At 75.2% G+C, this 23,054-nt stretch carries 12 protein-coding genes; 8 read left to right on the top strand and 4 right to left on the bottom strand.

Annotated elements, in window-relative coordinates:
* Nucleotides 1-84 precede the first annotated feature (84 nt).
* Both QI554_RS16075 and QI554_RS16070 read left to right on the top strand, forming a co-directional pair.
* Nucleotides 85-1,428 carry a protoporphyrinogen/coproporphyrinogen oxidase gene (locus tag QI554_RS16075; protein WP_281470614.1) on the top strand — a complete coding sequence of 448 codons (1,344 nt, stop codon included), beginning with the start codon at nt 85-87 and terminating at the stop codon, nt 1,426-1,428.
* Nucleotides 1,425-2,240, top strand: coding sequence for an SDR family NAD(P)-dependent oxidoreductase (locus tag QI554_RS16070; protein WP_281470613.1), 816 nt, complete (start codon nt 1,425-1,427; stop codon nt 2,238-2,240). The genes QI554_RS16075 and QI554_RS16070 overlap by 4 nt, the downstream gene beginning before the upstream one ends.
* 60 nt (nt 2,241-2,300) lie before the next feature.
* On the opposite strand, the gene QI554_RS16065 is transcribed toward QI554_RS16070, so the two are convergent.
* Complete coding sequence (locus QI554_RS16065; RefSeq protein WP_281470611.1) at nt 2,301-3,170, bottom strand: SDR family NAD(P)-dependent oxidoreductase; 870 nt, start codon at nt 3,168-3,170, stop codon at nt 2,301-2,303.
* A 123-nt stretch (nt 3,171-3,293) separates the two neighbouring features.
* The gene (locus QI554_RS16060) at nt 3,294-4,898 is read right to left on the bottom strand and encodes a GMC oxidoreductase (RefSeq protein ID WP_281470608.1); all 1,605 of its coding nucleotides are present in this window, start codon (nt 4,896-4,898) and stop codon (nt 3,294-3,296) included.
* A 257-nt stretch (nt 4,899-5,155) separates the two neighbouring features.
* Here QI554_RS16060 and QI554_RS16055 point away from each other — a divergent pair, with 257 nt between their 5' ends.
* The 6 genes from QI554_RS16055 to QI554_RS16030 all read left to right on the top strand — a co-directional run bounded on the left by QI554_RS16055 (nt 5,156) and on the right by QI554_RS16030 (nt 20,251).
* Nucleotides 5,156-6,910, top strand: a complete 1,755-nt coding sequence (locus tag QI554_RS16055) for a fatty acyl-AMP ligase (protein ID WP_281470606.1) — start codon at nt 5,156-5,158, stop codon at nt 6,908-6,910.
* Nucleotides 6,910-12,987, top strand: coding sequence for a type I polyketide synthase (locus QI554_RS16050; protein ID WP_281470604.1), 6,078 nt, complete (start codon nt 6,910-6,912; stop codon nt 12,985-12,987). Before QI554_RS16055 ends, QI554_RS16050 begins: the two co-directional genes overlap by 1 nt.
* Complete coding sequence (locus QI554_RS16045) at nt 12,984-16,571, top strand: type I polyketide synthase (protein ID WP_281470602.1); 3,588 nt, start codon at nt 12,984-12,986, stop codon at nt 16,569-16,571. Before QI554_RS16050 ends, QI554_RS16045 begins: the two co-directional genes overlap by 4 nt.
* A gap of 364 nt (nt 16,572-16,935) precedes the next feature.
* Nucleotides 16,936-17,691 (top strand): thioesterase II family protein, encoded by a 756-nt coding sequence (locus QI554_RS16040; protein WP_281470600.1) that lies wholly within the window; start codon nt 16,936-16,938, stop codon nt 17,689-17,691.
* 35 nt (nt 17,692-17,726) lie between these two features.
* The gene (locus QI554_RS16035; protein WP_281470598.1) at nt 17,727-19,286 is read left to right on the top strand and encodes an NAD(P)/FAD-dependent oxidoreductase; all 1,560 of its coding nucleotides are present in this window, start codon (nt 17,727-17,729) and stop codon (nt 19,284-19,286) included.
* On the top strand, nt 19,283-20,251 hold the full coding sequence (locus QI554_RS16030) for an AfsA-related hotdog domain-containing protein (protein WP_281470596.1): 969 nt from the start codon (nt 19,283-19,285) through the stop codon (nt 20,249-20,251). Before QI554_RS16035 ends, QI554_RS16030 begins: the two co-directional genes overlap by 4 nt.
* Before the next feature lie 19 nt (nt 20,252-20,270).
* Here the strand turns inward: QI554_RS16030 and QI554_RS16025 are convergent, their stop codons facing one another.
* Nucleotides 20,271-20,909 (bottom strand): TetR/AcrR family transcriptional regulator, encoded by a 639-nt coding sequence (locus tag QI554_RS16025; protein WP_281470594.1) that lies wholly within the window; start codon nt 20,907-20,909, stop codon nt 20,271-20,273.
* 907 nt (nt 20,910-21,816) lie between these two features.
* Entirely contained in the window at nt 21,817-23,037 is a 1,221-nt protein-coding gene (locus QI554_RS16020; RefSeq protein WP_281470593.1) for a M20 metallopeptidase family protein, read from the bottom strand.
* Nucleotides 23,038-23,054 lie beyond the last annotated feature (17 nt).

Raw genomic sequence — 23,054 nt, 5'->3', positions numbered from 1 at the left:
CGGCTCGGCACAACCGGCGGCCCTGCCCGCCGGGGTCCATGGACGGACAGATCGGCAATCCGCAGCGATGCGAGGGGGATTCTCGTGCTAGGGAACAACGTGGGCGCCGGGCGCCGGGTGGCGGTCGTCGGCAGTGGCGCGTCGGGTCTGGCGGCCGCGGTGCGGCTGGAACGGCTCGGGTACGACGTCGAGCTGATCGAGCGCGAAGGGGTGCTGGGCGGCCGTATGGGCGTCGGCGACCTCGGCGACCGCCCGGTGATGATGGGCGGCAAGAACATCGGCCGCAAGTACAGCGCGTTCCGCGGGACGCTGTCGGCGCTCGGCAGCTACGCGTGGGAGCCGTTCGGCATCAACGCGTCGATGATGAAGGAAGGCGAGGTGCTGACGCTCGACAGCACCCGCCGCAGCCGGTCGGTCGACAACATCCGGCGGATGGGCCGGCCCGCCGACCTGGCGCGCCTGGCGGCGCTGGCGGCGCGGATCCGGCTGGACGAGCGCAACAAGTTCCTCGGCGCGCCGTACTTCGCGAAGCTGTCGGCCAAGTACGACCACCAGCCACTGGGTGCGCACTTCGGGCCCGGCCTGGCCGACACGCTGCTGCGGCCGATGACGGTGCGCATGAACGGCGCCGAGCCGGACGAGGTGTACCTGGGCACGTTCAACACCAACCTCGCGCTGCTGATGGACACCTACGACCAGCTGACGGACGGCATCCAGCCGGCGCTGGCGACGCTGCCCAACCGCCTCGAGGTGCTGCTGGACACCGAGGTGGAGGGCCTGGAGCTGGCCGGCGGCCGGCTGACCGGGCTGCGGCTGAGCACCGCGGGCAAGCCGGCCGAGGTGCGCAAGTACGACGGCGTGGTGCTCGCGACGCCGGCGTACGCGGCGGCGCAGATCGTCTCGGCGGAGCTGCCGACGCTGGGCAAGCGGCTCGGCGACATCCGGTACTTCCCGTCCACGGTGGTGCTGGTGGAGTACGACCGGCCGGTGTTCACGCCGGAGGTGCGCGCGCTGGCGATGCACGACGGCGGGCCGTGCTCGAACGCGGGCTCGTACGGCATGGAGGACCGGCACATCGTCCGGTACACCTTCAGCGGCCGCAACGGGCGGGTCGCGGAGCCGACCGAGTCGCTGCTGACCGAGTGGGTGGGCGCGACGGAGGAGCGGCTGACCCGGTACCTGGGGGCGGCGCGCGCGAAGCGGGTCAACCAGGTGTCGCGCGCGTGGGCGGCGGCGTACTGCGCCTATTCGCCGTACCACAGCGAGCTGTTGACCGAGGTCGACGAGCAGGTGGCGCAGGTGCGCGGCCTGGAGCTGGCGGGCGACTACCTGTGGGGTGTGTCGCTGGAGGCGTGCAGCCGTTCGGGGAACGCGGCGGGCGACCGGCTGAACGGGTTCCTGGCCGGCTTCGCGCCGGCGGCGCGGTGAGCGGGCGGCTGCCCGGCGGCACCGCGTGGGCGGTGGTGACCGGGGCGTCGTCGGGCATCGGCGAGGAGCTGGCGCGCGGGCTGGCGGCGCGCGGGCACGCGCTGCTGCTGGTGGCGCGGCGCGCGGCGCGGCTGGAGAAGCTCGCGGACGAGCTGCGGGCGGCGCACGGCGGCAAGGTCGAGGTGCGCGTGTGCGATCTGGGCGACCGGGTCGGACGCGCGGACCTGCGGGCGGAGTTGGCGGAGCTCGAGGTGGGCGTGCTGTGCGCCAACGCGGGTTTCACCACGTGCGGTCCGCTGTCCGAGGCGGACGCGTCGCGTGAGCGCGAGGAGGTCGAGGTCAACGCGGTCGCGCTGCACGACCTGGTGCTCACGGTGCTGCCGGGCATGCTGGCGCGGCGGCGCGGCGCGATCGTGGTGACGGGGTCGACGGCGGGCGAGCAGCCGGTGCCGACGGCGGCGACGTACTCGGCGACGAAGGCGTTCGCGAACACCTTCGCGGCGGCGCTGGCGCAGGAACTGCGCGGCACGGGCGTCACCTGCACGCTGCTGGCGCCGGGTCCGGTGCACACCGAGTTCACCGCGGTGGGCGGCATCGAGGGCCTGGAGGCGCACCGCTGGTTCGCGTGGAAGTCGGCGCCGTTCGTCGCCGAGGCGGCGCTGCGCGGGGCGGAGCGCGGGCGGCGTGTGGTGGTGCCGGGCGTGATGGCGAAGGGGCAGGCGCTGGCGGGGCGGCAGCTGCCGCGCGGCGCGGTGTTCCTGCTGCTGCGCACGGTGGTGCTGCCGCGGCTGCGGCGGGCCCGGTTGGCGTAGCCCGGTGCCCCGGCACCGCAGGATGCGGTGCCGGGGCCCGGCCGTCCGGCGGAGGTGTCGTCAGCGGCCGAAGGGGCCGCGCAGTGCGGCGGTGACGTCCCACAGGCGGGCCGCGGTGGCGCGGTCGCGGGAGGCGGCGGACGGCGTGACGCGGGTGAACCGGTCGTAGTAGGCGCCGGGGACGACGTCGTCGGCGACCGCCAGCCGGACCACCGGCTGGGCGCCCTGCCGGACCGGCAGGGCCATGAGGGAGAGGAAGGCGACTTGTACGCGGGGGAGATCGCGGCCGATGCCGGTGCGGACCATGCCGGGGTGGAGTGCGGTCACGGTCAGTTCGGGGTGGCGGCGGTGGAGTTCGTGGGTGAAGAGCAGGTTGGCGAGCTTGGTGCGGCTGTAGGCCATGTAGGGGTTGTAGTCGCGGGTGTGGTCGAGGTCGTCGAAGTCGATGGCGACGGTGCCGGTGCCGCTGAGCGGGGCGCGGTGGCCTTCGGAGTTGATGTTGACGACGCGGCCGCCGCCGGCGCGCAGCAGCGGCAGCAGGGCCGAGGTGGTCGAGTAGGGCGCCAGGTGGTGGACGGCGAAGTTGAGTTCGCGGCCCTCGGCGGTGGTGCGGCGTTTGCGGCTGACGAGGCCGGCGCCGTTGACCAGGACGGCGACGGCGTCGGTGCGGTCGTGGACGCGGCGGGCGACGTCGGCGACGCCGGCCGCGGTGCTGACGTCGGCGGGGACGAACAGGTGCCGGTCGGGGTCGACGCGGCCGGCGTGCGCGGCGTCGGCGGCCAGGTCGCGCAGCAGCGCGGCGCCGTTGGCGGCGTCGCGGCCGACGGCGACGACGTCGTGGCCGTGGGCGGCGAGTTGGCGGGCGGTCTCGCGGCCGATGCCGGAGGTCGCGCCGATGACGACGGCGGTGCCCGCGGTGGTGGCGTCCATGGGGTGTCGGCCTTTCCGAAGTTCGGGAGCGGTGTCCGGGGTGGTGCGTCCGGTGGTGCGCGGGGTGGTGCCGTCCGGTCGGCCGCAGACCGTCGTGCCGCGGCCGACCGGACGGGTGCCGGGTCAGCCCGCGTGCGCGACGATGTCGTCGAGCGCGCGTTCGGCCAGCGCGGCGATGGTCAGCGACGGGTTGGCGCCGCCGATGTTGCCGGGGACGAGCGCCCCGTCGACCACGTACAGGCCGCGGTTGCCGCGCACCCGGCCGAACGTGTCCGCGGCACCGCCCATGGCGCAGCCGCCCAGCGGGTGCGCGGTCAGGCCGGTGGGGTTCGGTACGGGTGCGGGGCCGGCCAGGCCCTTGTCGATGATCATCTGGTTGAAGCCGACGGCCGCCGCCTCGGACGGCGCGTTCTTCGCCGCCGTCCAGTCGGCGAGCGCGACCTGGCCGGTCGCCGGGTCGTACCGCCAGGTGCCGCGGTTGTCCATGTCGACGGCGACGCTGAACTGCGCCATGCCGGCGGTGCGGTCGAACGCCATGGCGTACCAGTTCTCCACCCGGATCGGCATGCCGAAGCCGGAGTCGACGAACGTGGTGGACACGCACGGCGCGGCCTGGCCGTCGCCGGTGGCGCCGGCGAAGGTGCGCAGGCCGAACGCGTCGCCGTTGGTGCCCCACCCGGTGCCGACCGACGCGTCCAGGTCGGGCAGCGCTCCGGTGTCGCGGGCGGCGACCAGGAGCCGGGTGGTGTTGACCGACCCGGCGGCCAGGAACAGCAGGTCGCAGGCGAGTTCCTCGGTGCCGACGACGGTGCCCTGCTCGGAGAGCCGGCGCACCTGGACGGTGTAGCCGCCGCGCCGTCCTCGGCCGATCGCGGTGACCTCGGTGAGCGGGCTGATGTGCACGTTGCGGGTGGCGAGCGCGGCCGGCAGGTAGTTCTGCGTGACGTCGTTCTTGGCGCCGTCGCTGTTGCCGAACGTGGACTCGCCGATGATCGCGGACGGGCGCAGTGTGCCGGCCAGTTCGGCGCGGACCTTGTCCCAGTTGAAGGTGGTGGGCACCCGCGTGGTGGGGTAGCCGGCCAGCCGCATCTGCTCGTCGAAGGCGCGCGAGTGGGTGAACGGGTCGGTGCCGTACAGGTCCTGCGGGATCGTCTGGGCACCGAGCATGCGGCGCACGCGCGGCCAGTAGACGGTGTCCATCTCGCGGTAGGTGACGGTGCTCGGGTAGATCTGCTCGAAGTAGCGCTGGGGCGGCTGGACGGTACAGCCGGTGTAGACGATCGACCCGCCGCCGACGGCGGCGCCGCACGCGACGGTCACGCCGTTCTGCTGCGTGACCTCCAGGACGCCGGGGACCTTGTCGATGGCGATCGGCGGGACGGTCGGCCAGGTGGCGGTGTCCTGGAACCAGAACATGTCGCTGTTGGGGTTCAGTTCGTCGCCGAAGACGGGCTGGGTGGGGCTGTACTGCCACCACCGGCCGCGTTCCAGGACGGTCGTGCGTATGCCGGCGCGGCCGAGGCGGAGCGCGGCGACGGCGCCGCCGAAGCCGGAGCCGATGACGATGGCGCGCGGTCCGCCGCGTCCGGCGGCGTCCGTGCCGTCGGCGCCGGAGGGAGCGGGGTCGGTGCTGGCGGTGTCCGCGTGCGCTTGGGCGGTTCCCAGGCCGGCGGCGGCCAATCCACCGGCGGTGAGGGCGAGGAAGCGTCTGCGGTCGAGCGTGGCCATGGGTGAGGTCAACTCCTTGATATGGAAAACCAGAAAGAATTCGACGTCCCGGATACCCGGATCCCACACGGGATCCGATTGACCCGGAATCGAGAAAACACGATTACCGGCCCGCTGGCAAGTTAAATCCAGGTGCTCGGACAAAAACTTCCGAATTGCTCGGATTACCTCCCCCCATTCGTTTTCAAATGCCCGTGGAGAGAGTTCCGCTGTTAGCCTGAAATGAGTTATCCGGATTTTCCAAGAGGGGTTGCTTCATGTCCGAAAAGACGCTTTCTTCGCTGCTCAGCACGCATGCAGAGGAGCGTGGGGCAAAAACTGTCTATACGTTTCTCAACGACGGTCAGACCGAATCCGGACGGCTTACGTTCGCCTCCTTGGACCGCTCCGCACGCGCCGTCGCGGCCCGCCTCCACACCCTCGTGAAGCCGGGTTCGCGGGCGCTGCTGCTGGCCGCCGACAATATGCAGTTCATTCGCGGTTTCCTGGCCTGTCAGCACGCCGGTGTAATAGCCGTCCCGGTCGCCCCGCCGGTGCCGCTCGGCTCCGAGCGGCGGGTGGCGACGCTGCGCGCGATCGCCCGCGACTGCGATGCCGGCGTGGTGCTGAGCGAGAGCGCCGCGGGGCTGCACGAGCCGGTGTCGAGCGTCGCCCCCGAGATCGGCGCGCTGCCGTGGCTGGCCACCGACACCGTCGGGGACGACGAGGCCGACGCGTACCAGGCGCCGCGTATCGGCGCCGACGACCTGTCGTTCCTGCAGTACACGTCCGGCTCGACGTCGACGCCCAAGGGCGTGATGGTCACGCACCGCGCGCTGCTGGCCAACGAGGAGATGTTCTCCGTCTGCATGGGCCTGACCGAGGACGACGTCCTGGTGTCGTGGCTGCCGCTGTTCCACGACATGGGCCTGATCGGCAAGATGCTGCAGACCCTCTACCTGGGCGCGTCCGCCGTGATGATGCCGCCGGTGGCGTTCGTGCAGCGGCCGGCCCGCTGGCTCCGGGCGCTCACCCGCTACCGCGGCACCGCGACGGGCGCGCCGAACTTCGCGTACGACCTGTGCGTGCGCCGCATCCCGGTCGAGGAGCGCGCCGAGTTCGACCTGAGCCACTGGAAGCTGGCGTTCAGCGGCGCCGAGCCGATCCGGCCCGCGACACTGCACGCGTTCGCGGAGGCGTACGCGCCGTACGGGTTCAAGTCCACGGCGCTGTACCCGGCGTACGGCCTGGCCGAGTCGACGCTGATCACCACCGGCGGCACGCCGGGCGGCGGCGCGAAGGTGCTGTCCGTCGACCGCGCCGCGCTCCACCAGGGCCGGGTCGAGCCGGGCACGGACCACGAGCTGGTGAGCGTCGGCGGCCCGCGGCTGTCGCGCCGGATCCAGATCGCCGACCCCGACACCCACGCGAGCCTGCCCGACGGCAGCGTCGGCGAGGTGTGGATCGCCGGCGACGACATCGCCGTCGGCTACTGGGGCCGCCGCGAGGCGACGCTCGAGACGTTCGCGGCGCGCACCAGCGACACCGGCGCCGGGCCGTTCCTGCGCACCGGCGACCTGGGCGCGATGTACGACGGCGAGCTCTACATCACCGGCCGCCTGAAGGACCTGCTGATCGTCGGCGGCAAGAACCACTACCCGCAGGACATCGAGCTGTCCGCGGAGAGCGCGCACGCGTGGGTCCGCCCCAGCTTCTGCGCGGCGTTCTCCGTCGAACGCGACGGGCACGAGCGGGTGGTGCTGGTCGCCGAGGTGCTGCGGCCGGCCGAGCAGCGCCGCTCCGGGTTCTCCGGACCCGCGCCCGCGCTCGCCGAGATCGCGATGCGCGTGCGCGCCGCGGTCAGCGCCGACCACGGCATCGTCGTCGACGACCTGGTGCTCGCCGCGCCCGGCACCGTCCCGAAGACCTCCAGCGGCAAGGTGCAGCGCCGCGCCGCGAAGGCCCTGTACGAGGACGGCCGGGTCAAGCCGGCGGCCGACCCGGCCCGCGCGAAGGTGAAGGAGGTCGGGTGATGGCCGAGCACATAGCGGACTGGCTGGCGGGGCGCGTCGCGTCGCTGCTGGGCGTGGGGCCCGAATCGGTGCCGCACGACATGCCGTTCACCCACCTGGGGCTCTCCTCGGTGCAGGCCGTGGAGCTGTCCGACGACCTGCAGCGCTGGCTGGGCGTCGAGCTGTCGGCCACGCTGGCGTACGACTACCCGACCATCGACGCGGTCGCCGCCCACGTCGCCGAACGGCTCGCCGCCGACACGGAGGCGGCGCCGGGCGCCGCGGTGCGGTCCGACGCGGTCGACCACGACGCGGTCGCGGTCGTCGGCATCGGCTGCCGCGTGCCGGGGGCCTCCGGCCCCGAAGCGTACTGGAAGCTGCTGACCGGCGGCGTCGACGCGATCCGCGAGGTCCCGGCCGACCGGTGGGACGCCGACGCGTACTACGACCCGGACCCGCAGGTGCCGGGGCGCATGAACACCCGCTGGGGCGGGTTCCTCGACGACGCCGAGGGCTTCGACGCCGAGTTCTTCGGTGTCTCGGCCCGCGAGGCCGCGCGCATGGACCCGCAGCAGCGGCTCGCCCTCGAGGTCGCGTGGGAGGCCCTGGAGGACGCGGGCATCGCGCCGAGCGGGCTGTCCGGGTCGCGGACCGGCGTGTACATGGGCGTCGCGACGTTCGACCACGGCTCGGCGATGCTGGGGCGGCTCGACGGGGCCGAGGCGTACGACGGCACCGGCGGGGCGCTGAGCATCGTCGCCAACCGGCTCTCGTACGTCCTGAACCTGCGCGGGCCCAGCATGGTCGTCGACAGCGCGTGCTCCTCCTCGCTGGTGGCGGTCCACCTCGCGGCGGCCGCACTGCGCGCCGGCGAGGCCGAACTGGCGCTGGCCGGCGGCGTGAACGTGATCACCAGCCCGCGGATCGCGCTGAGCTTCAGCCGCAGCGGGCTGATGGCCGCCGACGGCCGCTGCAAGCCGTTCGACGCGCGCGCCGACGGCTACGTGCGCAGCGAGGGCGCCGGCGTGGTCGTCCTGAAGCCGCTGGCACGGGCGCTGGCGGACGGCGACCGCGTGTACGCCGTGATCCTCGGGGGCGCGGTCAACCAGGACGGCCGGACCAACGGCCTGACCGCCCCGAACCGCCCGGCGCAGGAAGCCGCGCTGGCCGCCGCGTACCAGGCGGCGGGCGTCGACCCGGGCACCGTCGCGTACGTCGAGGCCCACGGCACCGGCACCGCCGTCGGCGACCCGATCGAGGTCGGCGCCCTCGCCACGGTCCTGTGCGCCGACCGCCCGGCGGACCGCCCCCTCCTGATCGGCTCCGCGAAGTCCAACATCGGACACCTGGAGGCGGCGGCGGGTGTGGCAGGCCTGATCAAGACGGCCCTGTCCCTCCACCACCGCACGGTCCCCCCGACGGTCCACTTCGACAAACCCAACCCGCTCCTGGGCCTCGACCGCATCCCGGTGGTCGTCCCGGCCCAGACCGAACCGTGGCCCGGCTGGGGCGAAGCCCTGGCAGGCGTGAGCTCCTTCGGCTTCGGCGGAACGAACGCCCACCTGGTCCTGGCCGCCGCCCCGGCCCCCCTGGCACCCAACGCGCGACCGAGCACCGACGAGCCCGTCGACGTCGACGACACGAACCGACCAGGCGTCGCGAGCAAGGTCGCCGACCACCGCACCACCGCAACCGCCGCGGCGGAGACCGACCACCGGTCGCCGACGGTCCGCGGCCGGGTGGGCGCGCACGACGGCCTCCTCGCAGGCATCGGCGCGGGCGCCGTCTGGGCACCCGGAGCCGACTCCCCGGACCCGTCACACGGCGATGCCGCCGCGATCGAAGGGCCCGGCGGGTCCCACTCCCCCGCCACCGCAGGCAATGCCGCCGAACAGTCCGCCAGTTCCGCGACGTCGCGCGGCGGAGCCGTTGCGGCCCGCGGGGCCGGCGAGGGCGGCGACCGTTCCTCCGCTCCGCTCCTGTCCCCTGATTCGGCCTCGTCGGCTCACCCCGGCGGTCCGTCGGAGCTCGGGGCCGGGTTCCCGCTCCTGTTCCCCGTGTCGGGCCGCAGCCCCGAAGCGCTGGTTCGGCGGGCGGGGGCTTGGGCGGGGCAGGCCGACGCGTCGGATGGGGATCCTGTGTGGGCTGTGCGGGCCGCGGCGGCCGCTGCGGTGCGGGCTGATCACGATCCCGTGCGGGCCGCGGTGGTGGCCTCGTCGGCCGGGGAGCTCGCGGAGGGGTTGCGGGCGCTCGCGGACGGCAAGGCGCTGCCCGGGACCGTCGGGCCGCGGACCGCGGCACGGCGGCGGGCGAAGACCGTGCTGGTCTTTCCGGGGCAGGGTCCGCAGTGGCCCGGGATGGGGCGGCGGCTCGCCGCGGTCGACCCCGTGTTCCGGGACGAACTGCGCCGGGTCGACGCCGAGTTGGCCGTGTGGCTGGGCCACGGCCTGTGGGACGACGAGCTCGGCCTGGTCGCCGAGGGCACCGCGCAGGTGCAGCCCGCCCTGTTCGCGCTGCAGGTCGCGTTGGCGGCGTCGTGGCGGGCGCGCGGGGTGGCGTTCGACGCGGTGGTCGGCCACAGCATGGGCGAGATCGCCGCCGCGCACGTCGCGGGCGCCCTCGACCTCGCCGACGCGGCGCGGATCGCGTGCGAGCGCAGCCGTCTGCTGACCGGTCTGACCGGCCGCGGCGGTATGGCGGTCGTCGAGCTCGACGCGGCGGGCGCGGAGGCGCTGGTCGCGGAACGCCCCGGTGAGCTTGCCGTCGCCGCGGTCAACGGCCCGCGCGCGACGGTTCTTTCGGGTACGCCGGAGGCGCTGGACGACGTCGTGGCGGAGCTGACCGCCAGGGCGGTGTTCGCACGCCGGATCGCCGTCGAGTTCGCCGCGCACAGCCCGCAGGTCGAGCCCGTCCAGCCGGAGCTGTTCGCCGCACTGCGGGGCATCGCCCCTCGCGACGGCGGGCTGGCGTTCTATTCGACGGTCACCGGCACGCCGGTCCCGGGTGCGACGCTCGGCCCGGAGTACTGGCGCACGAACCTGCGCGCGACCGTCCGTTTCGCCCCGGCCGTCGAGCGGCTGCTCGCGGACGGGTTCGACACGTTCGTCGAGCTGACCCCGCACCCGGTGCTGGCCCGCCCGTTGGCCGAACTGGTCGGCGGCGACGCGACCGTGGTCTCGTCGCTGCGCCGGGAGGACGACGAGGCCGCCGCGATGCTCGGCGCGTTGGGCGAGCTGTACGCGGACGGTGTCCCGGTCGACTGGTCGGCGCTGCACCCGGCCCCGGTGCCGCACGTGCCGGTGCCGCGTCACGGGTGGTCGCATCGCCGGTTCCCCGCAGCGCGCCCGTTCACGGGCTCGGGCTCGGGCTCGGGCGTCGGCGCGACGCAGGCGGACGGCCTGCTCGGTCCGCGTGTCCGCGTCGCCGCGCAGCCCGGGCTGGGCCTGTGGCCGCTGGCCGTGGACGCCGGGTCGGCCCCGGAGCTGGCCGAGCACGTCGTCGAGGACCTGCCGTTGGTGGCGGGTGCGTACTGGCTGACCGCGGCCGCCGAGGCCGCGGCCGGTGCGGATCCGGCGGTGCCGGTCACGCTCACGGGCGTGGACTTCGCCGCTCCGTGCCCGGCGCCGGTCTCCGAGCAACCCCAACTGACGCTCGTGGAAAGCCGGTTCACGGTCGCGTCGTGGGGCGAGGGCACCCCTGTGACGCACGCGTCGGGCGGCGTCGCTCCCGCCGGTCCGCGGCCTCCGGCGGAGGACCTCGAGGCCGCGCGGGCGCGTTGCGCCGAGACGCTCGACGTGGACGCGCTGTACCGCGCGCTGGAGGAGGCCGGGCTGCGCTACGGCCCGCGTTTCCGGGGCCTGGCCGAGGCGTGGGCGGGTTCGGGCGAGGCGGTGGCGAGGGTCGTCCTGCCTTCGGGGCTCCCCCGCTACCGTCCGGGCCGCGCCCAGGCGTTGCACCCGGCGCACCTGGACGCGTGCCTGCACACGGTCGCGGCCGCCACGTCTTCGGCGCACGGCGGCGTTCCGTTGCCCGCGGGCGCGGACGAGGTGTGGTCGCGGCACGACGGCACTCCCCCGGAGACGGTGTGGTGCCACGCGCGGCTGGTGTCGGTCGACGGGCGGCGGATCGTCGCGGACGTGACGGTCGCGGACGACGAAGGCGTCGTGCTGTGGGCGGCGCGCGGCCTGCGGGTGGCGCTGTCGGCGCCGCGCCGGGCGGTGGAGACCGGTCGGCTGTACGACGTGGTGTGGCGGCCGCTCGACGAGACCGCGGCGGAGGCGGCGGGTTCGCCGGGCGACTGGCTGGTGCTGGACGACGGGGCGGGTGTGGCGCAGCAGTTGGCGCTGCGGCTGATCCGCGCGGGCGGGCACACGCTGATCACGGACCCGGACACGGCAGGCGGCTACCAGGCCGTGTTCGCCGACGCGGAGGCCCGGTTCGGCGCGCTGCGCGGTGTGCTGGACGCCCGGGCGCTGGCCGGACCCGGTGACGCGCCGGACCTCGACGGGCCCGATCCGCTCCCGGCCCTGCGGGCGCTACGCGTGGCGCAGGCGGTCGCGGCGTACCCGTGGGCGGCCGACGCGCCGCGTCTGTGGCTGGCGGTCGCCGACGGCGACCTGTCGGGCGGCGCGGTGTGGGGTCTGGGCCGGGTGGCGGCGAACGAGCTGTCCGAGTCCGGGTGTTCGCTGCTGGGTCTGGACGACCCGCGGGACCCCGAGGCGTGGGACGCGGCGGGTGCGGCGCTGCTGGAGGCGTATCCGCCCGCGCAGCAGGCAGTGCGCGCCGGCGTGCGTGTGGCGCCGGAGCTGGTCGCCGCGTCCGGTGTGCCGGACGCTCCGACCACGATCCGCGCCGACCGCCGCTACGTGCTCACCGGCGGCCTGGGTGTGCTGGGTCTGCTGGTGGCGCGGCGCCTGGTCGAGCGGGGCGCGCGGCATCTGCTGCTGCTCGGCCGTTCGGCGCCGTCCGAGGCGGCGGAGCGGGAGCTGGCCGCGCTGCGTGCGCGGGGCGCGGACGTGCGCACCGCGCGGGCGGACGCCGCCGACCGCGGCGCACTGGCGGCCGCGCTGGCGACGTCGGACGTCCCGGTCGCGGGCGTCTTCCACCTTGCGGGCGTGCTGGAGAACGCGCTGCTGCCGGACCTCACCGGCGAGGGCGTCCTGAGGGCGTTCGCCGGCAAGGCGTCGGGGGCGTGGCACCTGCACGAGCTGACGGCGGATCAGCCGGTGGAGCTGTTCGTGCTGTTCTCGTCGCTGGCCGGCCTGGTCGGTTCGCCCGGGCAGGCGGCGTACGCGGCGGCGAACGGCGTCCTGGACGCGCTGGCGTTCCACCGTCAGGCACGCGGCCTGCCCGCGCAGAGCGTCGCGTGGGGCCCGTGGGCGGAGGCCGGCCTGGCCCTGCAGGCAGGGGCCGACGGCCTGGACCGGCTCGCGGCGCGCGGCATCCCGGCGTTGGACCCGCGGGTCGGCGTGGCGTTGTTCGACGACGCGCTGGACCGCGGCGCCGCGCACATGGCGGCGGCCGCGTTCGTCCCGGAGGCGCTGCGCGGCGCGGGCTGGGGCCCGGCGGCACGGCAGGTCCTCGCCGGCCTGCTGCCGGAGACGTCGGACGGCCCGGCGGCGCCGGACGTGCGCGCGGCGCTGGCGGGGGCGGCCGCGGGCGAGCCGCGCACGCGGCTGCTGCGGGAGTTCCTGACGGGGCAGGTCGCCTCGGTGCTGGGGGCGACGGCGGCGGGCGTCCCGTCGTCCGTGCCGTTCCAGGACCTGGGGTTCGACTCGCTGATGGCGGTCGAGCTGCGGGACCGGCTGGAGGCGGCGCTCACGGTGAAGCTGTCCGCGACGCTCGTCTACGCCCACCCGACGGTCGCCGCGCTGACCCGGGCGCTGCTGGACCGGATGGGTCTGGCCGACGTCGAAGACGCCCCGGGCAACCCGGTGACCGCGTCGAACGGCGGCTCGAACGGTGCCTCGAACGGCCACACCCCCGACACCACCGACCCGGACGACGGCCTGGAAGACCTCGACGACGCCGAACTCGCCGCCCTGCTCGCGGCCGAGCTCGACGCCTTGGCACCAGTGGACAACGCGGAGGAATCATGAGCGGGTCGGGCGCGGGAGACCAGCGTCGACTTCTGGAACAGGCCCTGCGTCAACTCCGGGACACCCGGGCCCGGTTGTCCGCCGCGGAGCGGGCCCGCACCGAGCCGGTCGCGGTCCTCGGGATCGGCGTGCGGACACCCGGCGGCGCGGCCGACACGGCCGGGCTGTGGGAGCTGCTGTGCGCCGGCACCGACACGGTGACGGCGATGGTGGACACGGCGGACGGGCGGCGCGCCGCCGCCCCCGCCGGTCCGCCGGCCGACGGCCGGTACGCGGCGCTGCTGCCCGAACTCGACGGCTTCGACGCCGAGTTCTTCGGGATCGGGACGGCCGAGGCGGACCACATGGACCCCCAGCAGCGCCTGGTGCTGGAGACCGCGTGGGAGGCCGCCGAGGACGCGGGGCTGCCGGTGGAACGGCTGCGGGAGCGCAGCACGGGCGTGTTCCTGGGGCTGTACGGCGGCGACTACCTGACGATGCAGATGGCGGGGCGGGCGCCGATCACGGCGTACACGGCGCCCGGCGGCGCGCACAGCATCGCCGCGAACCGGGTGTCGTACCTGCTGGACCTGACCGGTCCGAGCCTCGCGGTCGACACGGCGTGCTCGTCGTCGCTGATCGCGCTGCACCTGGCGTGCCGGGCGCTGCGCGCCGGGGACTGCGACTTCGCGCTCGTCGGCGGGGTGAACGTGATCCTGACCGAGGCGGCGTCGCAGGTGACGGAGAAGGTGCTGCCGATGGCGCCGGGCGGCCGGTGCCGCACGTTCGACGCGGGCGCGGAGGGCATCGTGCGCGCGGAGGGCTGCGGCATGCTGCTGCTCACGCGGCTGTCGGACGCGGAGGAGGCCGGGCACCGGGTGCGCGGCGTGATCCGCGGCACCGCGGTCAACCACAACGGGCGAACAAACGGCCTGACGGCGCCCGCCCCGCAGGCCCAGACCCGGCTGATCCGCCGCGCGCTGCTCGACGCGGGGGCGCGCGCCCAGGACGTCGTGTACGTGGAGGCGCACGGCACCGGCACCCGCCTCGGCGACCCGATCGAGGTCGACGCGCTGCGCGAGGTCTACGGGCCGGGCGGCGGCGCGTGCGCGATCGGCTCGGTGAAGACCAACTTCGGCCACCAGGAGGCGGCGGCCGGGATCAGCGGCCTGATCAAGGCCCTGCTGGTCCTCGAACACGGCCAGGTCCCGCCACACCTGCACCTGGACGCGCTCAACCCGGAGATCGACCTGTCGGGAACGCGGCTGACCGTCCCCACCGAACTGACCGACCTCCCGACGCCCCGCCCCGCCACCGAACCCGCGGACCTGACCGACCCGGCCGACGCCGACCCCGCAGAAGGCCCGCCGCGCCTGGCGGCGGTCAGCTCGTTCGGCTTCGGCGGAGCAAACGCCCACGCGATCCTCGCGGGCCCGCCACCCGGAGCGGTCGCCGCAACCGGCCAGCGAGGCGGCGCGAACACACAGGCGACACACGTCACTCAGCCCAAGGCATCCACGTCCGCGGCCGGGCGCACCGCGGGTCCGTCCGCCTCGGACGGCCACGTGGCTCAGGGCGTCACACCGTCCCCGTCGACCCTGCAGACGGATGCGGACATGCGGGAGACGCCCGGCGCGTCGTCGGCGGGCGACGTCGCGAGCACGCGCACGGCAGACAGCCCGCCTTTCGCGGCGGTAGACCCGTCACACAGCGGCGGGTCGTCGGCGGTCACGTCTGCGGCCGCAACCGGCCAGCCCGTGGGCGCGAAAACACAGGCGACACACACGAGTCCGCCCACATCATCCACCTCGTCGCCGGCGGTAGACGCGGCCCACACCGGCGCGTCGGCGGCGGTCGCATCGTCCCTGCCGGACGTCGACGCGTCGGCCTCCTCGGCGCCGGTGCTCGTGCTGCCGCTCTCAGCCCGCTCCGGCGGTGCGTTGGACGCGCTGGCACAGGGCTATGCCGACCTGCTGGAGTCCGGTGCGGACCCCGCCGCCGTGTGCTCGGCCGCCGCGCACTCCCGCACCCACCACCCGCTGCGTCTCGCCGTGACCGGTGTCGACGCTGCGGAGCTCGCGGCGGGCTTGCGCGGCGCCGTCGGTGGGCGGCCTCGTCCCGCGGCGGAGGGGCCGCGGGTGGCGTTCGTGTTCAGTGGGCAGGGCACGCAATGGCTGGGCATGGGACGCGAGTTCGCGGACCGGCCCGGGCTGTTCCCGGCCGCGCACGCCGAACTCGTCGCGTGTGACGCGGTCGTACGGGAGTTGGCCGGCTGGTCGGTCGTCGAGGCGCTGCACGCGCCGGAGGCGGAGACCCGGCTGGCCGAGACGGGCGTCGCGCAGGTCGCGATCGGTGCGCTCCAGCTGGCGCTCGCCGCGCAGTGGCGGGCCTGGGGCGTCGTGCCGGACGCGGTCGCGGGGCACAGCATGGGCGAGGTCGTCGCGGCCTGCGCCGCCGGCATGCTGACCCGCGAGCAGGCCCTCGACCTGCTGGTGCGCCGTGCGCGGCACACCGAACGCGGCGCGCGCGGCGGGCGGATGGCGGCCCTGGCCGCCGACGCGGACACCGTCGGCGCGCTGCTGGCCGAGGCCGGCGGGGTGGTCGGCTTCGGCGCGGTCAACGGGCCGCGTTCGACAGTCGTGTCGGGCGAGGCCGAGGCGGTCGCCCGCGTGGTCGCGCTCGCGGCGGAACGCGGCGTCACGTCGCGGGCGTTGGCCGTCGAGTACGCGTTCCACAGCGCGCTGCTCGACGGGCACGCCGAGGCGCTGGCCGACGAGGTGCGGGCGCTGCGGGCGGCGCCCGGCCACACGCCGCTGTACTCGACGGTGACGGGCGAACGGATCGGCGCGGCCGAGCTCGACGCGGCGCACTGGGCACGCAACCTGCGCGAGGCGGTGCTGTTCCACCCGGCGGCGGCCGCGCTGGCCCGCGACGGGTACACGGTGGTGCTGGAGGTGGGGCCGCACCCGGCGCTGCTCCAGGACATCGGTGCGACGTTCGAGGCGTCGGGTGTGCCGCACGAGGCGGTGCCGAGCCTGCGGCGCGGCCGGGCGGCGGGGGCCGAACTGGCGGCGGCGCTGGGCGGCCTGTACCGCGCGGGCGTGCCGGTCGACTGGACGGCGGTCCTGGGCCGGCCGGCCGGGCACGTCGCGCTGCCGCTGTACCCGTGGCAGCGTCGGCGGCACTGGCTGGACGTGGCCCCCGAGTCGCACGGCCACCGCGCCACGGGGCTGGTGCGTTCCGTCCCCGAGAGCGACGAGATCGAGCACGCCTCGGCGGAACCGCGGCCGACCCCGGAGTCGTGCACCCGGTTCGTGCGGGAGCGCCTGGCCGCCGCGATGGGCCTGGCGGCCCCGGAGGAGGTCGCCGAGGACGCGCCGCTGGAGGGCCTGGACCTCGACTCGCTGATCATCGTCGAGCTGAAGAACCAGATCTCCCGCGAACTGGGCTTCACCGTCCCGCTGGCGGCCCTGCTCGACAGCGGCACGGTGGCCGGCCTCGGCGCGGCCGTCGCCGCCGCGGCCGCCGAGGCCGACGGCGGCCCCCCGCCCCACCCCCAACCGGAACCGACCGAGCCCGGCCGCCGACGGGAGGCCGCGGCATGACCCCCGAAAGCGACCGGGCAACGCGAAACGGGAGTGGCCGAACGGCTCAGGCCACCCCACAGCCGACCACAGCCCCGACCACGACTGCCGAGCGAGGCGGCCGGCCCGCCGGTGACAGCCTCGCCGACGCAGCGCCCACGTCCCGGACGGCGCCGCACACTCAGGGCCATCGCACGGCGTCGTCGCGCACCGAGCGTCGCGTCGAAGGCCACGTCGAGCGCGATGCCTCCCGTCCCACGGCGCGTCGCGCCACGGCCCACGCCCCCGTCCCACCCCACCCGTCCCGTCGGCGCAACAACCGTCCGTCCCCCGGCCGGAAGGCCGTTCCTCCAACGCCACTACTCGTCAGAGCCGAGGGTTCCTGATGTCCCAGATCTCCACCACTACGGCGCTCGCGGTCGAGGTCGGCCGCCGGGTTCCGCAACTGCGGGCGTCTGTCGCGCTCGTCGGGTTCCCGCACGCGGGGGGCAATGCGTCGATGTTCCGGCAGTGGCCCGAGCGCCTGGCGCCCGACGTCGAGGTGTGGCACGGCACGTTGCCCCGGCAGGGGGTGCGTGCGGGTACGGCGCCCGTCCCCGCCTGGCCGGACTTCGTCAATGGCTTCGCCGAGCGGATCGCGGCGGAGGTGGACCGGCCCGTGGCCCTGTTCGGCCAGAGCCTCGGTTCGGTCGTCGCGTTCGAGGTGGCGCGGGCGCTCACCGCGCTCGGCGTGCCTCCGGTGCACCTGGTCGTCGCGGCTCGGTCCGCGCCGACCTCGGGGCACGCGCCGGCGGTGCCGGACGACGACGGCGAGCTCGTCGAGCTGGTCGACCGGCTGTACGGCGGTATCCCGGACGTGGTGCGCGCCGACCCGGAGTTGCTGGCTTACTTCCTGCCCGTGCTGCGCGCCGACCTGCGGCTCGCGGCGTCGTACCGGTTCGTGCCCGGCCCGCCGCTGGACTGCCCGATCACGGCGTTCGCCGGCGACCGTGACCCGACCGTGCGCCGGGAGGGCCTGCGCGGTTGGGCGGACCTCACGACGGGCCGGTTCACCGCGCACATGCTGACCGGCGGCCATTTCGCGCTGCACAACTACGAGCGGGACGTGCTGCGCACGATCCGCGCGGCCCTGGTCGCATGACCGGCCGCCCATCGAGTCCGGGAGGGGGTTCCGTCGTGGCCGAGCAGGCCGAACGGGCCGTACAGATCGAGCGGGCCGCGCGGGCGCGGGCCGTGGAGGCCGCGCGCGCGGGGCGCGACGAGTCGTTCGACGTGGTGATCGTCGGGGCGCGGTGCGCCGGTTCGCCGCTGGCGGCGCTGTTGGCGCGCGGCGGGTTGGACGTGGCGGTGGTGGAGCAGGCGACGTTCCCGCGTCCGACGTTGTCGTCGCACTGCATCCAGGCGGACGCACTCGCGTTCCTGAACCGCCTGGGGGTGATGGACGAAATCCACGCGACCGGTGCCACGTTGATGACGGGCACGGACACGCGCATGGACGACTTCACGTTCGCCCAGGACTTCCCGTTGCGGCCGGGTGATCCGGGCGGCGCGGCGTCGATCCGCCGGCATGTGCTGGACCCGATCCTGCGGGACGCGGCGGTGGACGCCGGGGCGTCGGTGCGGATGGCCACGAAGGTGACCGACCTGCTCGTGGAGCACGGCCGGGTGGCGGGTGTGCGCGTCGTGCACGACGGCGAGGAGTCGGTGCTGCGGGCGCGTCTGGTGGTCGGCGCCGATGGCCGGGAATCGACGGTGGCGCGGCTGCGGGGAGCCCGCCGCTACAACCTGACGACCAATGAGCGGCACTACTACTGGGCGTACTTCGCGGGCGCGGACCTGGCGCCGACGCCGCGGTTCGTGTTCCACCGTTGGGGTGACCGGCACATCTTCGCGGGTCCCGCGGACGACGGCCTGTACATCGTGGGTGTGTCCCCCGAGGTGCACGAGCGGGACCTGTTCCGCGCGGACCTCGAGGGCATGCTGATGGAGCACGTGCACAGCTGTGCGCCGGTGGCGAAGGCGTTGGCGAACGCGACGCTGGCCTCGAAGATCCACGGCATCCTGAACTTCACGGGCTACTTCCGCGAGGCGGCGGGCCCGGGGTGGGTGCTGCTGGGCGACTCGGGTCATTTCAAGGACCCGGCGGCGGGCCGCGGCATCGGCGACGCGTTCCACCAGGCGTCGTGGCTGGCACCGGAGATCGTGCGCACGCTGCGGGTGTCCGACCGCGAGGTGGACCGGGCGACACGCCGGTTCTGGGGGTGGCGGGACCGCTCGTACGCGCCGTACTACTGGCTGGCCGCGGACCTGGGCAAGGAGGGCCCGCTGCCCGCGGTCGTGCCGGACGTGATGGCGCGCCTGTACGAGCGCGGCAAGATCGACGAGTTCCTCGCGTTGTTCAGCCACCGCATCGGCCCGGCGCAACTCGTGTCGCCCCCACGCGTGGTCGGGGCCGCCGCCCGGCTGCTGTGGAAGCCCCCGGCGCAGGGGCGTGCGGCGGTGGCGCGCGAGGTGCGGGACGTGCTGGCGCTCGAGCTGGCGCGGCGCCGCAAGACGCGGCGGCCCGTGTTCGAGGAGGTGCCGCCGGACGCCGGGCGGCGGCACCGCAACGGGTCGGGCCCGGTGCCCCGCGCGGCGTCGGCGGCCCCGGCCGCGGTGCGCGGCGCCCGTACCGCCGTCTCCGACGTTTCGTCCGCTCTCACTGACACGACGCCCGCCGAGGAGGCCCGCGCATGACCACGACCGACACCGCCCCGCAGCTGACGTTCAGCCAGACCGTGCCGAACGCGATCGCGCACCGCCGCGCGGTCGGCGAGGTGTTCGTGACGGACGCCGCGCAGGTGGGCGAGGACGAGTTCCTGCTCGCGTGGCAGATCCCGCGCGCGCACGCGCTGTGGGGCGACCGGGTGGTGCCGTTCCACGACCCGTTCGCGACGGCGGAGGCGGCCCGGCAGGGCTCGTTCGTCGTGCTGCACCGGTTCGTGGACATCCCGCTGTCGCTGCCGTTCAGCCTGCGCACGTACGGGTTCCAGGTGACCGACCTGGAGGCGTTCCGCGACAACGCCCGGTCGCCGCTGGAGGGGCTGCTGCGCTACCGGCTGGTGGACAAGAAGTTCGCCGACGGCGAGCTCGGCAGCCTCGGCCTGGTCGGCGAGCTCGAGGTCGGCGGGGTGACCGCGATGACGATCAACGGGGACGTCGCGTTCATGTCGCGCGACGACTACCTGGCGCTGCGCCGTTTCCAGCGTTCGCGCAAGCCGCTGGCGGACGCGCCGCCGCCGGTGCCGCGGTCGGGCGTGGACCCGCGTCTGGTGGGGCGCCGGGACGTGCGCAACATCGTGGTCGCCGAGCCGGAGGCCGGCCGGTATCCGCTGGTGATCGACCGTGGGCATCCGTCGTACTTCGACCACGACTACGACCACGTGCCGGGCCCGTTCATCGTCGAGGGCTTCCGGCAGGCGGCGATCCTGGAGTCGTGCCGGACGGGTGCGCTGTCCGCGCCGGAGGTGGCGCTGACGGCGTGCGAGACGGGGTTCGCGGACTTCGGCGAGTTCGAGACGGACCTGGACTACACGGCGCGCGTGGTCGGCGAGCCGGACCCGGGGGTGCTGCCGGGGAGCGTGCAGGTGGAGGTGGCGGTCACGCAGTTCGGGAAGGAGCTGGCGACGGGGCGGGTGACGTTGACGCCGTACCCGGCGTGACGCCCGGCCGACAGGGCCGCTAGGCGTCCGGCGCGGGCCGGGCGTCGAGCGGGGTCAGGTAGCCCAGGAGCGCCTTCTTCAGCTCGGCGGTCATCGCCGTCCGCTCCGACCCGCGGGCGGCGATGATCACCGGCAGCAGCGCGCGGACGACGTGCACGGTCACCGTCGCCGCGCGCTGTCGCTCGCGCGGCGGCAGGGCGGGGGCGATCGCGGTGAGGACGGCGTCGACCCAGGCGTGCACGGCGGTGTGCAGGCGTTCGGCGGACTCGGCGAGGTGGCCGGGGGTGGCGGGGCCGGCGAACAGGGCCTTGAAGGCGGGGTTGGCGACGTTGAACCGGATCATCGGGTCGATGATGCGGTCGAGCAGCGCGTCCAGCGGCAGGGCCGCGAGGTCGGCGTCGGCGACGAACGCGTAGTCGTCGTCGAGTTGGGCGAGGTAGCGCTCGGCCAGCGCGCTGGCCATCGCCTCCTTGTTGGGGAAGAACTGGTAGAGCGTGCCGGGCGAGGCCTTGGCGCGGGCCGCGATGGCGTTGGTGGTGGCGGCCGCGTACCCGACGTCCGCGAAGACCTCCGACGCCGCCTCGAGCAGATGCGCCGCGCGGGCCTCCCCTCGAGCCTGCCGGCGGCGCGCCGGCGTCGCCTCCGTCTTCGTCGGCATCGCGCCTCCTCGCCGACGCCCGCGTCGCGCGCGGCACGTCACTCGCCCCCGTGGGACGGACCGGATGGTTCTGCTTACCAAACTACCCGGCACGGGTCGTGGTTCCCACGCGCGAGATCACCTATCGGCCACGTGCGGAGGCGCCTTCGGCGGGAACGGAGGCACGCGAACGACGGCACGGCGCGGGCCCAGGCGACCGGCGACCGGCGACCGGCGACCGACGGTGCGGCCCCGGATCGCGCGGCGACACGGCGGCGAAGCCACGCCGACGCGAAGCGGGGCCTCCGACGGGGGCACGCGGCGGGGTGCGGCGGCGAGGGCACACGGCGGCGGCCGGGTCACAAGGCGCCGCGGCCCCAGATCGCGCGGCGACACGGCGGCGAAGCCACGCCGACGCGAAGCGGGGCCTCCGACGGGGGCACGCGGCGGGGTGCGGCGGCGAGGGCACACGGCGGCGGCCGGGTCACGAGGCCTGGAACGGGTCCTGGCCCCGAGGGGCCGCTCGCCGAGACGGCGCGCCGTCGCGGGACGCGGGTGCCGGTGCCTCCTCGCCCCGCGCCATCGGCACAGCCCACGCCGGGACCACCGCGGTCACGTCGACCGTGCCCGAGCGCACGGTAGGCGGCGGCCGGGTCACGAGGCCTGGAACGGGTCCTGACCCCGAGATGCTGCTCGCCGAGACGGCGCGCCGTCGCGGGACGCGGGTGCCGGCGTCTCCTCGCCCCGCGCCATCGGCACAGCCCACGCCGGGACCACCGCGGTCACGTCGACCGTGCCCGAGCGCACGGTAGGCGGCGGCCACGCCGCCGTCGCTCCCGCGGCCGCCTCGCCGGGCACACGCCATCGGCGAGGCCTCGCACCCCGGTTGCCCCGCCATGGGTGCGAAGCCGCCCGCCGTGCCGCTGTGCTACTCCGTCGCGACCTGCTCCGCCTCAGCGGCGGTCAGCCGCCGCAGGGCCAGTTCGGCGTAGATGGCCGCGCCGTCGGACAGCACGTCGTCGGCGAACGCGGCCTCCGGGGCGTGGTTGGCCGGGGCCTTGGCGAGGTCGCGGTCGGCGGGGCAGGCGCCGAGCATGACCATCGCGCCCGGGACGTCCTCCAGAACCAGCGAGAAGTCCTCGGCGCCCGCGCCGGGCTTGGGCGCGTCGCGGAAGCGCTCCTCGCCGAGGACCTCGCGCACGGTCGCGGCGACGTGCGCGGCCTCGTCGGCGTCGTTGACCGTCACGGGGTAGCTCATGCGGCCGAAGTCGCACTCCGCCTCGAGGCCGTGCGCGGCGGCGACACCGCGGACCACGGCGACGACCTCGTCCTTGATGCGGCCGTGCGCCTCGCGCGAGAACGACCTGAGCGTGGCGTGGAAGACCGCCTCGCCCGGTATGACGTTGTCGACCGTCCCGGCGTGGAAGCTGCCGACGGTCACGACCACCGGGTCGAAGATGTCGAACCGCCGGGTGACCATGGCCTGCAGCGCGAGGACCATCTCGCACGCGACCGGCACGGGGTCCTTGGCGAGGTACGGCATGGAGCCGTGGCCGCCCTGGCCGCGGACGGTCACGGTGACCGAGTCGGCGGCGGCGAGCGCGGTCCCGGGGCGGCCGGAGAACACGCCCTGCGGGAGCATCGCGGACGCGACGTGCAGGGCGTAGGCGGCGCTCGCCCGCTGCCCGGAGGCGTCGAGCACGCCCTCCTCGATCATGAGGCCGGCGCCGCCGGGGCCCTCCTCGCCGGGCTGGAACATGAACACGACGTCGCCGGCGAGCGTGTCGCGGCGCGCGGACAGCAGGTGCGCGGCGCCGGCCAGCATCGTGGTGTGCAGGTCGTGTCCGCAGGCGTGCATGCGGCCCGGGACGGTGGAGGCGTAGCCGACGCCGGAGCGCTCGGTGACGGGGAGGGCGTCCATGTCGCCGCGCAGCAGCACGGTCGGGCCGGGGCGGGCGCCGCGCAGGACGGCGGTGACCGAGCTGAGCGCCTGGCCGGTCGTGACCTCGAGCGGCAGGCCGTCCAGCCCGGCGAGCACGCGCTCTTGCGTGTACGGCAGTTCGAGGCCGAGCTCGGGGCGGGCATGCAGGTCGTGGCGCATCCGCACCAGGTCGTCGTGCAGTGCGCGGGCGTCCTCCAGGACGGTCATCGCGGCGCTCCTCTCGT

The organism is Yinghuangia seranimata (genome assembly GCF_029953285.1).
Lineage (GTDB): Bacteria > Actinomycetota > Actinomycetes > Streptomycetales > Streptomycetaceae > Yinghuangia > Yinghuangia seranimata.
Note: the sequence above shows the minus strand (reverse complement) of the source record. Positions and strands in the feature narration are given on the sequence as shown.

Bases quoted from the DNA above. Each gene is read 5' to 3' on its own strand.
- QI554_RS16065 (WP_281470611.1), bottom strand. From the start codon at position 3,170: ATGGACGCCACCACCGCGGGCACCGCCGTCGTCATCGGCGCGACCTCC.
- QI554_RS16060 (WP_281470608.1), bottom strand. From the start codon at position 4,898: ATGGCCACGCTCGACCGCAGACGCTTCCTCGCCCTCACCGCCGGTGGA.
- QI554_RS16055 (WP_281470606.1), top strand. From the start codon at position 5,156: ATGTCCGAAAAGACGCTTTCTTCGCTGCTCAGCACGCATGCAGAGGAG.
- QI554_RS16050 (WP_281470604.1), top strand. From the start codon at position 6,910: ATGGCCGAGCACATAGCGGACTGGCTGGCGGGGCGCGTCGCGTCGCTG.
- QI554_RS16045 (WP_281470602.1), top strand. From the start codon at position 12,984: ATGAGCGGGTCGGGCGCGGGAGACCAGCGTCGACTTCTGGAACAGGCC.
- QI554_RS16040 (WP_281470600.1), top strand. From the start codon at position 16,936: ATGTCCCAGATCTCCACCACTACGGCGCTCGCGGTCGAGGTCGGCCGC.
- QI554_RS16030 (WP_281470596.1), top strand. From the start codon at position 19,283: ATGACCACGACCGACACCGCCCCGCAGCTGACGTTCAGCCAGACCGTG.
- QI554_RS16025 (WP_281470594.1), bottom strand. From the start codon at position 20,909: ATGCCGACGAAGACGGAGGCGACGCCGGCGCGCCGCCGGCAGGCTCGA.
- QI554_RS16020 (WP_281470593.1), bottom strand. From the start codon at position 23,037: ATGACCGTCCTGGAGGACGCCCGCGCACTGCACGACGACCTGGTGCGG.